This is a genomic window from Candidatus Protofrankia datiscae (assembly GCF_000177615.2).
Classification (GTDB): Bacteria; Actinomycetota; Actinomycetes; order Frankiales; family Frankiaceae; genus Protofrankia; species Protofrankia coriariae.
Window position 1 is genome coordinate 1,612,008 of the sequence record NC_015656.1, and the last position, 14,560, is coordinate 1,626,567.

A 14,560-nucleotide genomic window follows, 5' to 3' on the forward strand; every position below is an offset into this window, starting at 1 on the left:
GGCTTTCGTTTCGAGGTTCTTGCCGGTCCTCGGGGTCGACGTGTACCGGCGGCCGTCGTCGAGGACGTCGTCATCCATCCACGTGATGACGCTATCACGCAGCGTAGGCGTCGATGGTTGCCGCGATAGCGCAGCAGGCGGTCGACGCGGTGGAGATGGCATGCAAGGTGCCAGGTCACGATTACGCGCACGGCGAGGCATACCGCAGGACCCGGCCGGCTGGGCTCATGGATCGAATGAATGCCTGTTCCGCGGCGGTTTTTCCTTCTCCGGAGAGCTGAAGGCGTCGGCTACCCGAGAACGTATGAGGCGTCGGTGGCTACTGGTCGTTCTGCCGTCAATGCTGCTAAAATTTCGGGTGGGAATCACGCGGAGCAGACGCTACGAACATTCAAGAACTGACCGCGCCGATTTCACCCGGGTGAGCCTGGAGTGGCCCACAGCGCCGAGATCGGGGCGGCTCGCATGTGTGGGCCGAAGCGGAGCACCTCGCCGCCCGCATAGAGGACATAACCGGCGTGGAAACGGTCGCCGGTCTGCTCCGCCAGCTGGCGCAGCCCACGGAAGTCGTCGGCGCGTACCGTCTCGGCTGCTTTTACCTCGATGCCGACGATCTCGCCTGATGCCCGTTCCAGTACCGCGTCGACCTCGTGGCGATCCCGGTCCCGGTAGTGGAACAGCGACACCGGCTCCTCGGACCAGGTGAGCTGCCGGGCCAGCTCGCCGAGCACGAAGTTCTCGATGAGCGGCCCGACGGCGGCTGTCGGATGAGAAGCCCGCCGCAGCGACATGCCTGTCAGATGGCCGGCCAGCCCCGAATCGACAAATATTATCTTTGGTTTCGCGGTGGCACGGGCCGTCAGGTTCTTCGACCAGGCGGGAACCCGTCGGACGATGTATATGAGCTCGAGCGCCGCGAGATGTCTTCGGACGGTGGTGACAGGTACTCCGAGGTCGTTGCTGAGCCTGGCCGGTACGAGGATTCCTCCTGCCGTGGCGGCCAGCGCCTGAACAAGGCCGCGCAGTTCCGCGACCCGTTCGATCTCGGAGATCTGGCGGATGTCGCGTTTGATGAGATCCGATATGTACGAGTCGAAGAACCGTGCTCGCCGCCGGGCGTCGGCCCGGCGAACAGCCTCGGGGAACCCGCCTCGGAGCGCGCGCGCCACGTAGTCCGTACGACGCAGGTCACTGCGCGCCAAGGACGGTTCGGCGTCGGCGAAGACCGCGTCGACAAAACCGTCGGGCTCGCCGTCGATCTCACCCTGGGAGAGCGGCCACAGCTCGACGGTCTCGGACCTCCCGGGCAGCAGATCCGGAATGTCACGCAGTGCCCACAGCTGAGCGGACCCGGTGAGCAGGAAACGACCGGGGCGAGGATGCCGGTCGACCTCGTGCTTGATCGGAAGCAGCAGTTGCGGGACGCGCTGGATCTCGTCGATCATTACCAGGCCGTCATGGTTCACGAAGCCGGTGGGGTCGTACTCCGCGGCCGCCCGCACCGCGTCGTCGTCCAGGTAGAGCGCCCGCGCGTCGGCCCGCGCGTCGGCCGCCATCTGGGCGAGCGTACTCTTGCCGACCTGCCGCGCGCCGCCGACGACGACCACCCGGGTGTCCCCGAGTGCCGCCGACACAAGGTCCGTGGCATGTCTCGGGAAGAGGTCAGGACCCGGCTGCCCGGCTGTCATCCCAGCCTCCTCCGGTCGGCCCAAACACATGGTCGCGGTCAGTTTAACGCCATGGTCACGGTCGTTCCGCGACCATGGTCACGGTCAGTTTGAAGCCATGGTCACGGTCGTTTCGCGAGCATGATCGCGGTCGTTCCGCGGGCATGGACGTGACCGGTCTGACGTCCCGGCGTTTCCGGAGCGGCCCTGTCACGGCGGAGCCGGGTGAGGCTCAGAGGGGCTTGCGTGGTTCCGGCGAGGTGAGAGGCCGTGTATGGCGGGCATCAGGCCGTTTTTTGACGCTCCGTGCCACTGTCACCGACAGGAGAAGCGCGAGCGTGAGCACCATCCAGGCCGCGAGATAGCTGAAGGCGAGGGTGGGCGAGGCGATGGTGTACAGGAGGCCGGCGACGACGTTCGCGGCGAGGTTCCCGACCGCTTGGACGGTGGCGAGCAGCCCGAACGCCGACCCTCGGATCTCGTCGGGCGCGAGGGCCGCGACGGCCGCGTGTTCGGCGGTCTCCGCGCAGCCGATCCCGATTCCGGCGAGCACGAAGGCCACGCCGAGCAGCCAGATCACCGGTCCGGAGACCGCGAACAGCAGGTAGGAGACCAGAAACGTCGCTACTCCGACGGCGGTGACCAGGAGCGGGCCGTGACGGCCGATCCGGTCGGACAGCCCACCCGCGGGAAAGGACGCGGCCGTCGCGGCGATGTTGTAGGCGATGTACAGCGCGATCCCGATCCGGGTGGCCGCGTCCGTGTCGTGGCCGGCGGCCAGGAGATCGGTGGCGCGCAGGATCAGCAGGGTGCCCGCCACGTTGCCGACCTCGAAGGCGGTGAACCCCGCCAGCACTCGGCCGAGCTGCCCGCGCAGCACCGGCCGGATCTGGAACCGCAACTGGCGGCGCCCGGTGGCCCGTGGCAGCTTTGCCTGCCGGATCGCGTAGACGATCGCGAGCGCCGCCAGCAGACCGGGAACGACCGAGATCAGCACGGCGGCGCGCACGCTGACCAGCGACACCAGACCGAGCGCCAGCAAGGGGCCGATGATCGCGCCGAGGTTGTCCATGGTCCGTTCAAACCCGTAGGCCCGGCCGTAGGCGGTGGCGGGCACCACGTCGGCGAGCAGCGTGTTGCGGGCCGGTACTCGCAGTCCGCGGGCCGCCCAGGCACCAGCCCGCAACATCCCCGCCTGGGCTACGGAGGTGGTCGCCCCGATCAGTGCGGAGAACACCGCCGTGGTGGTGTAGCCGCCGACCGCGACCGCGCGCCGCCGGCCGGGATCGTCCGCCAGCGCGCCGCCGACGAACCTGCCCGCCCCGGCCAGCCCTTCCGACACTCCTTCGATCGCGCCCAGTGCCGCGGCCGGCGCGCCCAGGGTCGTGGTGACAAAGCTCGCCATCAGCGAGGTCGGCACCTCATGCCCGACATCGGCGAGGAAGCTCGCCGTCCCAATCCCTCCGACACCTGGTGTCAGCCATGGCCGCCGCCCCGAGGCGATAGATGTCTCGGCAGGGGTTTCGGCTGGCGCTGTACCGATCTCAATATTCTCAATCGCACCCTCACCGGCGACCCGTGCCCGCCGCCGGTCCGCCATAGTGATCACTCCGGCATCCGCCAGATAGCGGTAGGCCCGCACCACCGTCGACGTCGTTCCCAGCGTCCGGGCGTACTCCCGCACGCCGGGCAACTCGTCACCCGCTGTGATCTCCCCCGACCGCACACGACGAGCCAAATCATCGGCAATCTGCATATAACGGGCCATGGCTGCCAACTCTATGATCATCGGGCCGTCCGAGGCGCCGGCACCGGCGTGCGACGAAGAAGTCCCGCCGATCAAGGGCTGCTATGGCATCTGTTCCACGTCTTTCAGCGATCGCGTCCTGTCGCCGTACGCAGGATCTCGCCGGCGAGGGTCTCACCAGGGGAACTGGACGACTAATTTGGCCTAGGCCAGGTGTCAGGCAACCACTTGTGTACTTGTTCTGGCAAGCGGGGGTGGAGGGCGGGTGTGAAGGGGAGGCAACATAATATTGAGAAAATAAATGGCTACTACAACAGCCGTTTATGTACTCGTTCCGGAATCGGTGTGGGTGGTGGGTGATCAGCTCGCGTTGTGTGGTTTCTGTTCCTGGTCTGGTCTGTGGTCAGGGGCGGGTAACGGGAGCGACCTGGAGCAGGTGTTCGAGGCCGGTGAAGTCGCCTGGGTTGATCGTGTACAGCGGTAGGTCGTTGGCGATGGCCACGCAGGCGATCAGGAGATCGGCCAGTCGCCGTCGGGGAGTCCGGTTCGCGGCGAGGCCGGCGGCGTACACCGGGCCGTAGTGCCGGGCTGCCTCCGCGTCGAACGGCAGCGGGTCGTAGGCGGCCTCGACTCGTTGCAGCCGTCCGATCCGCACCGCGCGTTCGACCGGGTCGTCCGTCGCGTGCGGGCCGGCGGTGAGTTCGGCGAGCGTGATCGAGCTGATCGCCGTCTCGATCGGCAGTTCGCCCGGGTCCACCCGTGGGAGATGGACGATCACATTGGTGTCGAGCAGCCCTCGGCTGTGGCGTTCGGGGCGCTCACTCACCCAGAAGCCCCTGATCGACGACACCGTCGAGGTCGGCGAAGAACCGGTCGGCGTCGAGTGGCGCCTCGTGCGCGAACATCGCGAGAACCTGTGCCGCCGGGACGAAGGTCCGGCGTCGGAGCGGGACCAGTTCCGCGACCGGGCTGCCGTTGCGCGTGACGACGAACGTCGAGCCCTGCTCGACGGCGCGGAGAATCCCGCCGGAGTCGTTACGGAGCTCCCGCTGGGTGATCTCACGTGAGACAGGCTGGACCATGTTCATGATCCTAGCATCATGTGCTACGAGATGCTACGCACGGCTACGCCTCAGGTCGGGGTCTCCGCTGAACTTGGGATGGTTCATCGTTGGGAGTGAGCGCCATGCGATGGTCGATTCGAGGTTCGTCACGCCTCCCTTGCGACGGCCTGAATGTCGGTGGCTCAGCCCGGCCCCGGCTCGGATTTCCAGGCCGCGGCCAGATCCGCGGGTTTTACCCTGATATCCGGGTCCACCACCAGCTTCAGTCCGCGCCACGCGCACCGCCCCCGTCCTCGGCCATGCCGGGTCAACCCGGTTGAGATCGACGAACTTTACCGTCGGCGGCCAAACCGCCACAGCGACACCCGCGAGCCGTGCCGGGAATCGGGGGGTCTGTCAGTGGGGCGCTGGTCTTCTTCGACGTCGCCGACACCGGAGCTGAGGCCCTGGCCGCTCAACTGAGCGAAGCTCTGAATGCGCTCGGATGGCATGCGGATCCGTACACCACCCAGGACTAACGCTGGGTGCCGCCGGGGTCGGGTGGGGTGGTCCGGGGGTCGGAGTGGTGTCGGCCGGTGATGATCCAGGCGCCGGCAACTGTCAGGAGGGCGAACAGCAGGAGCCCGGCGCCGAGGAGGACGAGGAGGAGCGCGCGATCACGCAGGGGCAGGGTGCCGGTGAGGGTGATCTGGAGTGAGCCGACGGCGAACGCGATGGCCGCGGTGAAGACGGTGACGAGTTCGACGGCGCGGATGGCGGAGGTCTGGAGGGTCCGGCGGAGGTCCCGGTTGGCGGTGTCCTGGTCACGCCAGCGGGTCTGCTGGTCGCTGCTCCAGGCGGCGCGGTCGAGCCCTTCCAGGATCGTCGCCCGCTCCCGTAGGTACTGCCCCTGGAGCAGTTCGTGGCTGATCCTGGCGCCGATCGCGGGCAGGAGCCGCAGCGCGGTGTCGATGGTGGCCAGCGCGTCGGTGTAGTCGCCGCACATGCGCTGTCCGCTGGCGAGGCGGAACCGGAAGAGGTGGTCGTCGGGGTACTCCGCGACGGCCTCGGCGGAGTGCCGGCGCAGCTGTTCGCCTTGGCCGGGGAACGGCGGGGCGGCCCACAGGGCGTTGAGGCAGACGTCGACGACGGCGCGGGGGCGGGGCGCCGCGCTCCAGGCGGTGCCGAGGAGCTCGAGCGCGTGACTGGTGGTGATGGTGCGGCTACCAAAGGCGGCGAACGCGCGTAGACCCGTGAACAGCGGGTCGTCGCGGTGCTGGCCGGCGGCGACAGCGAGCAGGGAGGATTCGAGGAACTGGTGGAGTTCGTCGAACCAGAAGTTCGCGCGCAGCTTGCCGGCGTGGTAAAGCGTGGCGAAGTAGCAGATGTCGGTGGAGCCCTGGAAGGTCTCGACGATCCGGCCGGTGGCGAGGGTGAGGTCGTGGCGGGACTCGACGGTGTCCTTGGTGATGAAGGCGTATCCCAGCGACCACTTCTCGATGATGTCCGGACGGGCGGACGGGCGGACGGGCGGGTCGGTGTGGTCGTGTAGCCAGCGGGCGCAGCAGGCCGCGACCTCGACGGTGGGCTGGTGGAGCAGCCGGCGCCGCCAGTACCGGTCAGCGCAGATCAGCCAGGGGTCGGTGACGAAGTCCGCCGACGGGACGCGGAAGGGGGGCTCGACGTCCGCGTCGATCAGTTCGGCGGCGACCTCCTCGCAGACCCGGTCCAGCTCGCGGGAGTCGGCTGAGGCCACCCGACCGAGTCGCGTGTTGATCGATGCGACGTCCATGTGCCCCCTCCGTTGGATCTTATCGGCATATCTATCACACGAATTCGGCTCGGACTGATACATATTGCGAACATGTGGGTGGATGTGGTCACCGCGGTACACGCCGAGTACGCCGGATACCTGCCGGCGGCGTGGGACTCGCTGCACCGCCAACGCCATCCCCACTGGACGTGGCGGGTCCAGGTCGACGGGCCTCCCGGGGAGGTTCTCGACGCGCTGGCCGCCTGCGGAGCGGCGGACGACGGCCGGGTCCGGATCGCCGCGCACAGCACCGAGGAAGGCCCCGCGGTCACCCGCAACATCGCCCTCGGCTCGTGCACCGCGCCGCTGGTGCAGAACCTCGACGCCGATGACGAGCTCGAACCCGGCGCGCTCGCAGCCCTCAGCGGCGCGCTCGCCACCCACGCCCACGCCGGCTACGCGGTCGGCCACGCCCGCGACCTGCACGCTGACGGGACCCTGCACACCTTGCCGTTGGCCGTGCCCGCCGGACCGCTGGCACGCGGAGCGCTCGCCGTCGCCTGGGCGTCCGCCCTGCCCGACCGCACGCTGCCACCCGTACATCCGGCAGGGGTGATGTGGCGGCGGAACCTGCTTCTCGCCGTCGGGGGATGGGCCGCGCTGCGCGGCGTCGAGGACACCGCGACCCTCATCGCCGGCTCCGCGCTCGCCACCGGCATTCTGCTCGACGTCCCAACGTTGCGCTACCGCCGCCACGACGCCCAGCGTTCCCGCCAGAACAGCAACTTTTCGGGGGGGGGGTCTCAGTATTTGCTTATTTGGCAGCGCGCCTCCCTGCTCGCGGCCGGACCTCCCTGGGAAGAGTGGGACTGAGGGTTTCACCCCGACGTCCGGGTCCACCACCAGCTTCAGTCCGCGCCACGTGCACCGCCCCCGTTCTCGTCCATCCCGGGTCAACCCGGGTTGAGATCGACGAATTTTACCGTCGGTGGCCATATCGCCACAGCGGCACCCGTATGCCGTGCCGGGAATCGAGTGCCTTTGCCGCGAGGAGCACCTTCCGCTGCTTTCGGACCGTCGGAGGTGCGAGGACGCCCACGTGCCGAGATGCTGAGGTGCACGGCCCGGTCGGCCGGTTGGCCGGTTGGGCTGGTCGGCCGGTTGGGCTGGTCGGCCGGTTGGCGGACGAGCGCGGCCACTGCCGGCGGTGAGGATGCGCGGTCTGGAGGGGGCCATGCCCAGGAGCCGACGCGCGCGCGGTGACGGGCGTACCCCTCGGCCATCCGACGGCGCCGGCAGCGCCGGCGGAGCCGCCAACGTCCGTGGCGTCGGCGGTGCCGCCGCGGACCGGATACGGCGGCTGTTCGGGCGGATGGCGACGGCTGTCCGGCCTGTTCGGGCGCGGCTGCGGGGCAGCGCGGCGGAGGATCTGGCATCCAGGCTGCGTCAGGGTGATCTGATCAACGGTGCGATGAACCTCGCCGCGCTCATTCTGATGATGTTCTTCCCGTTCATCATCGCGCTGGCCGCGTTGTCGCCGTTGCGCTCCGGGGGCGCGGCAGAAGTGATCATCAGGCGGATGGGCCTGAGCCAGGAGGCCGCGCAGGCCGTCGAACGGCTTTTCGCGCCACAGGACGGGACGGTCCGCAACGGCTGGTCGATACTGGGCGCGCTCTGGCTGATTCTCGGCGGCCTGAGCCTGGCCACGACCGTGCAGTCCGTCTATGTCAGGGTTTTCGGGCTTCGGCCGCTCGGGCTTCGCGGTGTCCCGGCCCAGGTCGGCTGGCTCTGCGGGCTCATTGTCTTTCTCGCCGGCACCACCACTGCCGGGGCGCTGCTCACCGGCACCATTCCCGGTCAGATCGGCTACGGCCTGCTCAACACCGCGGGGCTGTTGCTCTTTCTCTGGGCCGGTACCAGGATTCTCACTCTCGGCCGGCTCGGGTGGCGCGAGGTCTGGCCGGCCGCCGCGTTCACGACGGTCGGCCTGACTGGCCTGGGCGTGGTGGGCAGACTGACCTTTTCCGCGTCCATCGTCTCGAACGAGCGGAACTACGGGAGTATCGGCGTCGTTTTCACGATTCTTTCCTGGCTGATCGGTTTTGGTGTTGTTCTCACCGGAGGGGCGATCGTCGGAATGTGGCACAACGAGACGCGGAAACCGGCCGCCCATACCATGACGAGAACACGTGCCAAACGGCATTCTGGCGGCGGCGGCCGGAATCAGAATCGGGAGTCCTGACGTGACCAGGTGCCAGGGCGGGCGTGCCGACCGATGACCCGCCGGACTGCCGGGAACCAGGGCCCCGGCGCCAGGGCGGGAGGAGCCGTCGCGGCGGGCCGGGCGGTTCTCCCCACGCTGGCGGCGGCGCAGTTCCTCATGACCCTGGACAGTTCGGTCATGAACGTGTCGATCGCCACCGTGGCCGCGGACGTCGGTACCACGGTGACCGGAATCCAGACCGCCATCACCTTCTACACCCTGGTGATGGCCGCATTCATGATCACCGGAGGCAGGCTGGGGCAGATCCTCGGGCATCGGCGCGTGTTCACCCTCGGCTGCGTCGTCTACGGCTGCGGGTCGCTGACGACCTCCGTCGCCGGGAACCTCGCCGTCCTCATGTTCGGCTGGTCGTTCCTCGAAGGGGTCGGCGCCGCGCTGATCATGCCCGCGGTCGTCGCCCTCGTCGCGTCGAACTTCCCGCCCGGGCAGCGGCCGCGCGCCTACGGGCTGGTCGCCGCCGCCGGCGCGATCGCAGTCGCGGCGGGCCCGCTCGTCGGCGGCCTGTTCACCACCTATCTGTCCTGGCGCTGGGTTTTCGCGGGCGAGGTCCTCGTGGTGGGCGTCATCCTGTGGCTGACCCGGGGGATGGCGGCTACGCCTCCGACGACGGCACCTCCGACGACAGCGCCTCCGACGACGGCGGCTGGCGGGCGTCTCGATCTCGTGGGCACCGCGCTGTCCGCGACCGGCCTGGCTCTCGTCGTGTACGGCGTCCTGCGGTCGGGGAGCTGGGGTCTGGTCCGGCCGGCGCCCGGCGCACCCGTCTGGCTGGGGCTCTCGCCCGTGATCTGGCTGATCCTCGCCGGCGGGGCCATCCTGCGGCTCTTCGTCTGGTGGCAGGAGCACCGGCTCGCCCGACGCGCCGCCGTGCTGCTCGACCCGGCACTGCTTCGCGACCGGACGCTACGGGCCGGACTCACGTCGTTCTTCTTCCAGTACCTGCTCCAGGCGGGTCTTTTCTTCGTGGTGCCGCTGTATCTGTCGGTGGCGCTCGGGCTTTCGGCGGTCGCGACCGGCGTCCGTCTGCTGCCGTTGTCCATCGCCCTGCTGGTAGCCGCCGTCGGTATTCCCAGCGTCTTTCCACGTGCCTCGCCCCGGCGCGTTGTCCGGAGCGGTTTCCTCGCCTTGTTCACCGGTATAACAATCATGATTGCCGCGCTCGACGTCGGCGCCGGGCCGGAGATCGTGACATGGCCGATGCTGCTCGCGGGCCTCGGAGTGGGCGCGCTCGCGTCGCAGCTTGGCAGCGTCACCGTGTCCGCGGTCGCCGACGAGCGCAGCGGTGAGGTCGGCGGGGTGCAGAACACGGTGACGAACCTGGGCGCCTCGATCGGTACCGCGGCGGCCGGCGCGGTGCTCGTCTCCGTGCTGACCACGTCGTTCCTCACCGGCGTCCAGCAGGACCCCGCCGTGCCGGCGGACCTGGCCGCGCACGCCGAGGTGCGACTGTCCGAAGGCGTCCCCTTCCTGTCCGACCAGGACCTGAAGACCCGCCTCGACGAGGCCGGCGTCCCACCGGACACCGCCAAGGCGATCACCACCGCCAACGCGGACGCCCGCATCGACGGCCTGCGCGCCTCCCTTTCGCTACTCGCCGTAATCGCCCTGGCCGCCCTGTTCCTCACCCGCCGCATCCCGTCCCGGCAACCAGTCCCGTCACCGACGCCCAACCAACGCGAGAAAAAGAGATCATGATAACGACGGGAAATTGATGCTCGTAGTTTCTGCAAAATTTCGTCTTGAAAAAATCTTGATGGGTTCCGGGGTTCAGCCGGGGGCGTCGCGGCATGGATTGGCCTGGACTGTGCTGTTTGTGTCCTGGCGGTAGGCGCCGCAGGCGGCCACCGTCACCTGATTTTTGCCTGTCTGATATACTAAGATGAGGGTCTTGTCTACGGGAGGCTGGTTGACGCCAGCCGCATAGTTGATATATCCGGTTGCGCCATTGAAATTTATTCCTCCGGTTGGGAGGGAATACTTCATGGTTTTGACGTCCGCTCTCTCGTTGCTGCCGTAGGTGATGTCGGCGACCCGGGAAAGTGCATGAAAAGCGTCATATGCCACTGCTGAGGTTCCGTTGTTGATCCAGGGATCCTCGCCCTTGGTTGTATCTTTGACGAAAGTGTTATATTTTTCGATAAAGGATTTGGTGGCGCAGCTGATGCGGGCGTCAGCTGCGGGAAGTCGGTGTGCGGAGTAGTAGAGTCGAAGCCACCTATTTTTATTAAACACACCTGCCTGGACGCCACTGGCCAAATCGTCGCCGCCGAGCACGGTGACACTACGAGTGGTGCAGGTGCCCTGAGTATCGAAGCTTGTGGCGAACGCGATGAAGTCTTGTGCACGGCTGGTCCAGTAGACGATGGTCGTAGGCTGTGCTGATATCTCCTGGCAAATCCGGTCTGCCAGTTCGGTGGCGTCGGTGTACGTGAGAGTGCCGGGTGGAGGATCCCCAGGGCTGGGGTTTTTCTGAGTAAAGTTAATTTTCCTTTTCTGTCCCTTAAAGTTGATCTCAAACTGTGTCGCGAGACTTTTGCTGTAAAGGTCTTCGTGGTCCTCGATGATGAGGGCCCTTTCGGCTTTAACACATCGACTGCTGTCGCTGGACTGGGCAATGGTGCGTTCTGAGGTGGCGAAGTTCGCTGCTATCGCGGCCTGGCGGCTATTGAGTGGCGCGGCAGGCCAGTAGGTCGATTCGCCGAGCATTTCGTCGGCCGTGGCGCTAGTGCTGATGGTCAGGATTCCTGCCTTGTCGAGTATCTTGAGAGCCTTTTTGGTCTCATCCCTGCTCTGCGCGTAGCCGAGGACGCCGATAACCTGTTTGTAGTCTTCATTGTTGTCTGGATATGGCGTCCAGCTCTGGATTTTCTCGACCAGTTCCTGCGCTTTCTGTTCGGCATCACGGAAGGCCGGTCCGGTCCCACGGACGTCGACCAGCAGGGGGATTTGGTGAAGGTCGGCGTTCGCGTCCTGGTTGAGCTTGCGCTGCCAAAGGGCGATGCCGCGCAGTTCCGGGATGACCCCGTCGAAGATGGTGTCAGCAGTGCTTGTCGGAGGGTTTGACAGGAAGGCCACAACGGTACGGACGGTTCTACCGCTCCTGAAAAATTCTATTGCGCGCTCGTTCTCCTGCTGAATCGCCCCGAGCGCCGCGTTGTACCAGCCGATGGGGTCTGTGGTTACTGGGTTGCTGGGTGCTGGCGCGGTCACCCTACCCGCCACTGGCTCAGGGCCACCGGACACAGTCGTGCGGCTCGCCCCGCCATGGTGGGAGGGTGCTTGCTAGGGCCAAAAGTAGTATAGCTTTAACGGTAATCAGCGCGTTTACCGTCCGCCAATCCAACCGGAAGGTCTTCGGCTCCACGCGGCGGATGGGCAACCCAGGCAGGCTGAAGGACTCGTCGCTGATCGGCACGAGCACGGGGTATCCGAAACCCGGTTCGCTGTCCGGTTCGTGGAGCAGGTAACCAGCCGCTCCAAGGGTGACCTCCCGGAGCGGTCCGATCTGGTCGAGTAGAGCATCAGACGGCTGGCCAATCGCGATCACCAGAGGACCTGGCGCATGCGCGCTCTTCCGCATCTCGCAGAACGCGGAAAGAAATCGCTCGACGCGTGCTACTTCTGCGGCCTGCGATGCCTCGCCGTGGGGCAGCGGTACCAACAGGACGGGACGGGCCGTACGACGGCGTCTCCTGGGTTGCAAACCTCTCGTCGGTGGATTGGACAGATCCTCCAGCAGCGCCCTCAGTAGCAGTTGTTCCAATGCCGCCATCGCCTCTTCGCGACGATCCCCTGCTCCGGCCACCAGACGGGGGACCTGCCGCTTCGACAGGTCGTCCAGCACCCGGAAGACATCCTTGTCAGCCCTCTCCTGAGCACCCAGCCATCTGCGACGCTCGCGCCATCTCAACAGTCGGACGGGCCGGATGAGCTGATGCGTCTTGCGCCAAGCCCACCATCGCCGGGGCAGAGAACGCGTAAGTGAGGTGGTCCCCGTTCTTCGGACAGTGATCCCTATGTGGGATAATTGATCCGTGAGCGGAGGAGATTGATGACTGAGTCCCGGAGGCGGTTCACGCCCGAGTACAAGGACGAGGCAGTGAAACTCGTCATCGATTCGGGTCGGCCGGTATCGGCGATCGCGAAGGACCTCGGTATCAACGAGGGAACCCTGGGGAGCTGGGTGGCCACCTGGCGTCGGGCCCACCAAGGCGAAGAAGAACCGCTGTCGATGTCCGAGCGTGCCCGGCTACGGGAGCTGGAGAAGGAGAACCGGGAACTCCGGATGGAGCGCGAGTTCCTCTCAAAAGCGGCAGCCTTCTTCGCGCAACGCCATCAGTGATCGATAAGTTCGAGCTGATCGCCGCGGAGAAGGACAACTACCCGATACGCAAAATGTGCCAGTGGCTCGTGGTGTCGACGTCCGGTTTCTACGACTGGTACCAGCGACCGGTGTCGTCCCGGACCCGCCGGCACACCACCCTGGACACCCAGGTGCGGGCGTTGTTCGCCGCCTCGCGCCAGACCTACGGCGCGCGGCGGATCGCCGCCGCTCTGACCGCGTCGGGCCAGCCCACCTCGGTCCGCCTCGCCCGACGGATCATGCGCCGAGCAGGGCTGAAGGCCTGCCAGCCCAGGGCCTACCGCCGCACCACGATCCCCGGCCAGGCGCCGGTGCCCACCGACCACGTCCGCCGCGACTTCACCGCCACCCGCCCCGGGGCCAAGCTCGTCGGTGACATCACCTATGTCCGTACCGGCGAAGGCTGGCTGTATCTCGCCACGGTCATCGACTGCTATTCACGGAAGGTTCTCGGCTGGTCGATGGCCAGTCACATGCGGACCGAACTCGTCGTCGACGCATTCACCATGGCCGCGTCCCGCACCACCCTTGCACCGAACGCGGTTTTTCACTCGGATCGCGGTACGCAATACACGTCCGACGCCTACCATCGCACGCTGGCACGACACGGCGTGCGACCTTCCGTAGGCGCCACCGGAGTGTGCTGGGACAACTCCGCCGCCGAATCCTTCTTTGGCACCCTGAAAAACGAACTCGTCTATCGGGAAATTTACCTAACCCGTCGTGCCGCCCGCAGTGCGATCGCCGAGTACATCGAAGTCTTCTACAACCGGCAGCGACTCCACTCCACCCTCGGCTACCACACCCCGGAACACGTCGAACGTCTCTACCTGACGAGTCGGACATCAATACCAGAGGCGGCGTAAAGCTGATATAGTCCAGTTATCGCGTGTCCGTAGAATGGGCAGCACCTCAAAGGGGCAGCCATAGCAGACGCAATGCCAGGGCGACTATAGGGGGCCCCTCGGGCGGAGCTTCTCCACCGCCGATGGCCCACAGGAGGCCCGGCAATCCCCCTTCCTGCACGCGCTTCTCGTAGGCGGAGTCACGCAGACTCCGCGGGCCATCGGCTGGCCCGGCTCCCCCGGCCTGCCGCTGGATGTCCCTGACTACGCCTCGCAGCAGCGTGAACTGCGGGAAACGATCAGGCGTCATGTGTCGGGGCATGCCAGAAGCGAGTAGATCGCCCGCCTGTTCGGCGAGTAGAGGTTCGCCGATCTCTGCATCGAGTACCGCGTGTGGTACCAGTTTCCCGTGCAGGTTGATCGGCTCCAGCAGCGCCGTCACGACCTTGCGAACCCGCTGGTTGTACTCAGCTCCTTCGCCTTGCACCTGAAGGATGAAGGTAACTAGTCAGGTAGTTTTTGATCTTGAGTTAGCTGATCGCGGGCATCCAGGGACGGCCCTCGGCAAGTTGGACGAGAGCGTCGAACAGGCTGATGCCGTGTTTGGTGGCGGTGGACAGGTAGCTGCGGATCGCGCAGAACTGGCGGGCGCCGGTGAGCGTGCGTAGGCAGCCGGGTACCTTCTGCCGTAGTTTGATCATGCGGATGTCGCGTTCGGAGCCGTTGTTGTCCGCGGGAACCCGCCAGTCGCGGGTGAACCGAAGGTAGTCGGCTTCGCGGTCGACGAGCCGGCAGGCCAGGGCATGGCGTGCGGCCATGAGTTTCGTGCCGCGCGGCGAGGTCTGGAGGGTTCCCACT

13 protein-coding genes are annotated in these 14,560 nt (G+C 66.6%); 4 read left to right on the plus strand and 9 right to left on the minus strand.

Annotation, left to right across the window (positions count from 1 at the left end; all coding sequences use genetic code 11):
• Positions 1-413: 413 nt before the first annotated feature.
• The 5 genes from FSYMDG_RS06695 to FSYMDG_RS06715 form a co-directional block, all read right to left on the minus strand.
• Positions 414-1,688: an ATP-binding protein gene (locus FSYMDG_RS06695; protein WP_013872818.1), complete on the minus strand. Its 1,275-nt coding sequence runs from the start codon at positions 1,686-1,688 to the stop codon at positions 414-416.
• 211 nt (positions 1,689-1,899) lie between these two features.
• Positions 1,900-3,456: an MFS transporter gene (locus tag FSYMDG_RS06700; protein WP_013872819.1), complete on the minus strand. Its 1,557-nt coding sequence runs from the start codon at positions 3,454-3,456 to the stop codon at positions 1,900-1,902.
• A gap of 361 nt (positions 3,457-3,817) precedes the next feature.
• Complete coding sequence (locus tag FSYMDG_RS06705) at positions 3,818-4,240, minus strand: type II toxin-antitoxin system VapC family toxin (protein WP_013872820.1); 423 nt, start codon at positions 4,238-4,240, stop codon at positions 3,818-3,820.
• Positions 4,233-4,496: a type II toxin-antitoxin system Phd/YefM family antitoxin gene (locus FSYMDG_RS06710; RefSeq protein ID WP_013872821.1), complete on the minus strand. Its 264-nt coding sequence runs from the start codon at positions 4,494-4,496 to the stop codon at positions 4,233-4,235. Before FSYMDG_RS06710 ends, FSYMDG_RS06705 begins: the two co-directional genes overlap by 8 nt.
• A 496-nt stretch (positions 4,497-4,992) precedes the next feature.
• Complete coding sequence (locus tag FSYMDG_RS06715; protein ID WP_013872822.1) at positions 4,993-6,249, minus strand: hypothetical protein; 1,257 nt, start codon at positions 6,247-6,249, stop codon at positions 4,993-4,995.
• Between the two features lie 72 nt (positions 6,250-6,321).
• On the opposite strand from FSYMDG_RS06715, the gene FSYMDG_RS06720 reads away from it, so the two are divergent.
• The 3 genes from FSYMDG_RS06720 (at position 6,322) to FSYMDG_RS06730 (ending at position 10,189) form a co-directional block, all read left to right on the plus strand.
• Entirely contained in the window at positions 6,322-7,083 is a 762-nt protein-coding gene (locus FSYMDG_RS06720; RefSeq protein WP_013872823.1) for a glycosyltransferase, read from the plus strand.
• Positions 7,084-7,444: 361 nt separating this feature from the next.
• On the plus strand, positions 7,445-8,452 hold the full coding sequence (locus tag FSYMDG_RS06725; protein ID WP_013872824.1) for a hypothetical protein: 1,008 nt from the start codon (positions 7,445-7,447) through the stop codon (positions 8,450-8,452).
• A 33-nt stretch (positions 8,453-8,485) separates the two neighbouring features.
• On the plus strand, positions 8,486-10,189 hold the full coding sequence (locus tag FSYMDG_RS06730) for an MFS transporter (RefSeq protein WP_013872825.1): 1,704 nt from the start codon (positions 8,486-8,488) through the stop codon (positions 10,187-10,189).
• Between the two features lie 72 nt (positions 10,190-10,261).
• Here FSYMDG_RS06730 and FSYMDG_RS25910 read toward each other — a convergent pair whose 3' ends face one another.
• Together FSYMDG_RS25910 and FSYMDG_RS25915 are read right to left on the minus strand one after the other, a co-directional pair.
• Entirely contained in the window at positions 10,262-11,704 is a 1,443-nt protein-coding gene (locus FSYMDG_RS25910; RefSeq protein WP_013872826.1) for an ABC transporter substrate-binding protein, read from the minus strand.
• Between the two features lie 16 nt (positions 11,705-11,720).
• Positions 11,721-12,338 (minus strand): hypothetical protein, encoded by a 618-nt coding sequence (locus FSYMDG_RS25915; protein WP_013872827.1) that lies wholly within the window; start codon positions 12,336-12,338, stop codon positions 11,721-11,723.
• Positions 12,339-12,545: 207 nt separating this feature from the next.
• Here FSYMDG_RS25915 and FSYMDG_RS06740 point away from each other — a divergent pair.
• Positions 12,546-13,723 (plus strand): IS3 family transposase gene (locus tag FSYMDG_RS06740; protein ID WP_085948540.1). Its coding sequence is split into 2 segments (ribosomal slippage): positions 12,546-12,807 and positions 12,807-13,723, totalling 1,179 coding nucleotides; the frame shifts between segments, so codons are not numbered across the junction.
• 46 nt (positions 13,724-13,769) lie between these two features.
• Here FSYMDG_RS06740 and FSYMDG_RS25920 read toward each other — a convergent pair.
• Positions 13,770-14,144: a hypothetical protein gene (locus tag FSYMDG_RS25920; protein WP_131772298.1), complete on the minus strand. Its 375-nt coding sequence runs from the start codon at positions 14,142-14,144 to the stop codon at positions 13,770-13,772.
• Between the two features lie 88 nt (positions 14,145-14,232).
• Positions 14,233-14,559, minus strand: a complete 327-nt coding sequence (locus FSYMDG_RS24140) for an IS66 family transposase (protein ID WP_237703015.1) — start codon at positions 14,557-14,559, stop codon at positions 14,233-14,235.
• Position 14,560 lies beyond the last annotated feature (1 nt).

Coding starts and splice junctions, on each gene's coding strand:
- FSYMDG_RS06695 (WP_013872818.1), bottom strand. CDS start 1,688: ATGACAGCCGGGCAGCCGGGTCCTGACCTCTTCCCGAGACATGCCACG.
- FSYMDG_RS06700 (WP_013872819.1), bottom strand. CDS start 3,456: ATGATCATAGAGTTGGCAGCCATGGCCCGTTATATGCAGATTGCCGAT.
- FSYMDG_RS06710 (WP_013872821.1), bottom strand. CDS start 4,496: ATGGTCCAGCCTGTCTCACGTGAGATCACCCAGCGGGAGCTCCGTAAC.
- FSYMDG_RS06715 (WP_013872822.1), bottom strand. CDS start 6,249: ATGGACGTCGCATCGATCAACACGCGACTCGGTCGGGTGGCCTCAGCC.
- FSYMDG_RS06720 (WP_013872823.1), top strand. CDS start 6,322: ATGTGGGTGGATGTGGTCACCGCGGTACACGCCGAGTACGCCGGATAC.
- FSYMDG_RS06725 (WP_013872824.1), top strand. CDS start 7,445: ATGCCCAGGAGCCGACGCGCGCGCGGTGACGGGCGTACCCCTCGGCCA.
- FSYMDG_RS06730 (WP_013872825.1), top strand. CDS start 8,486: ATGACCCGCCGGACTGCCGGGAACCAGGGCCCCGGCGCCAGGGCGGGA.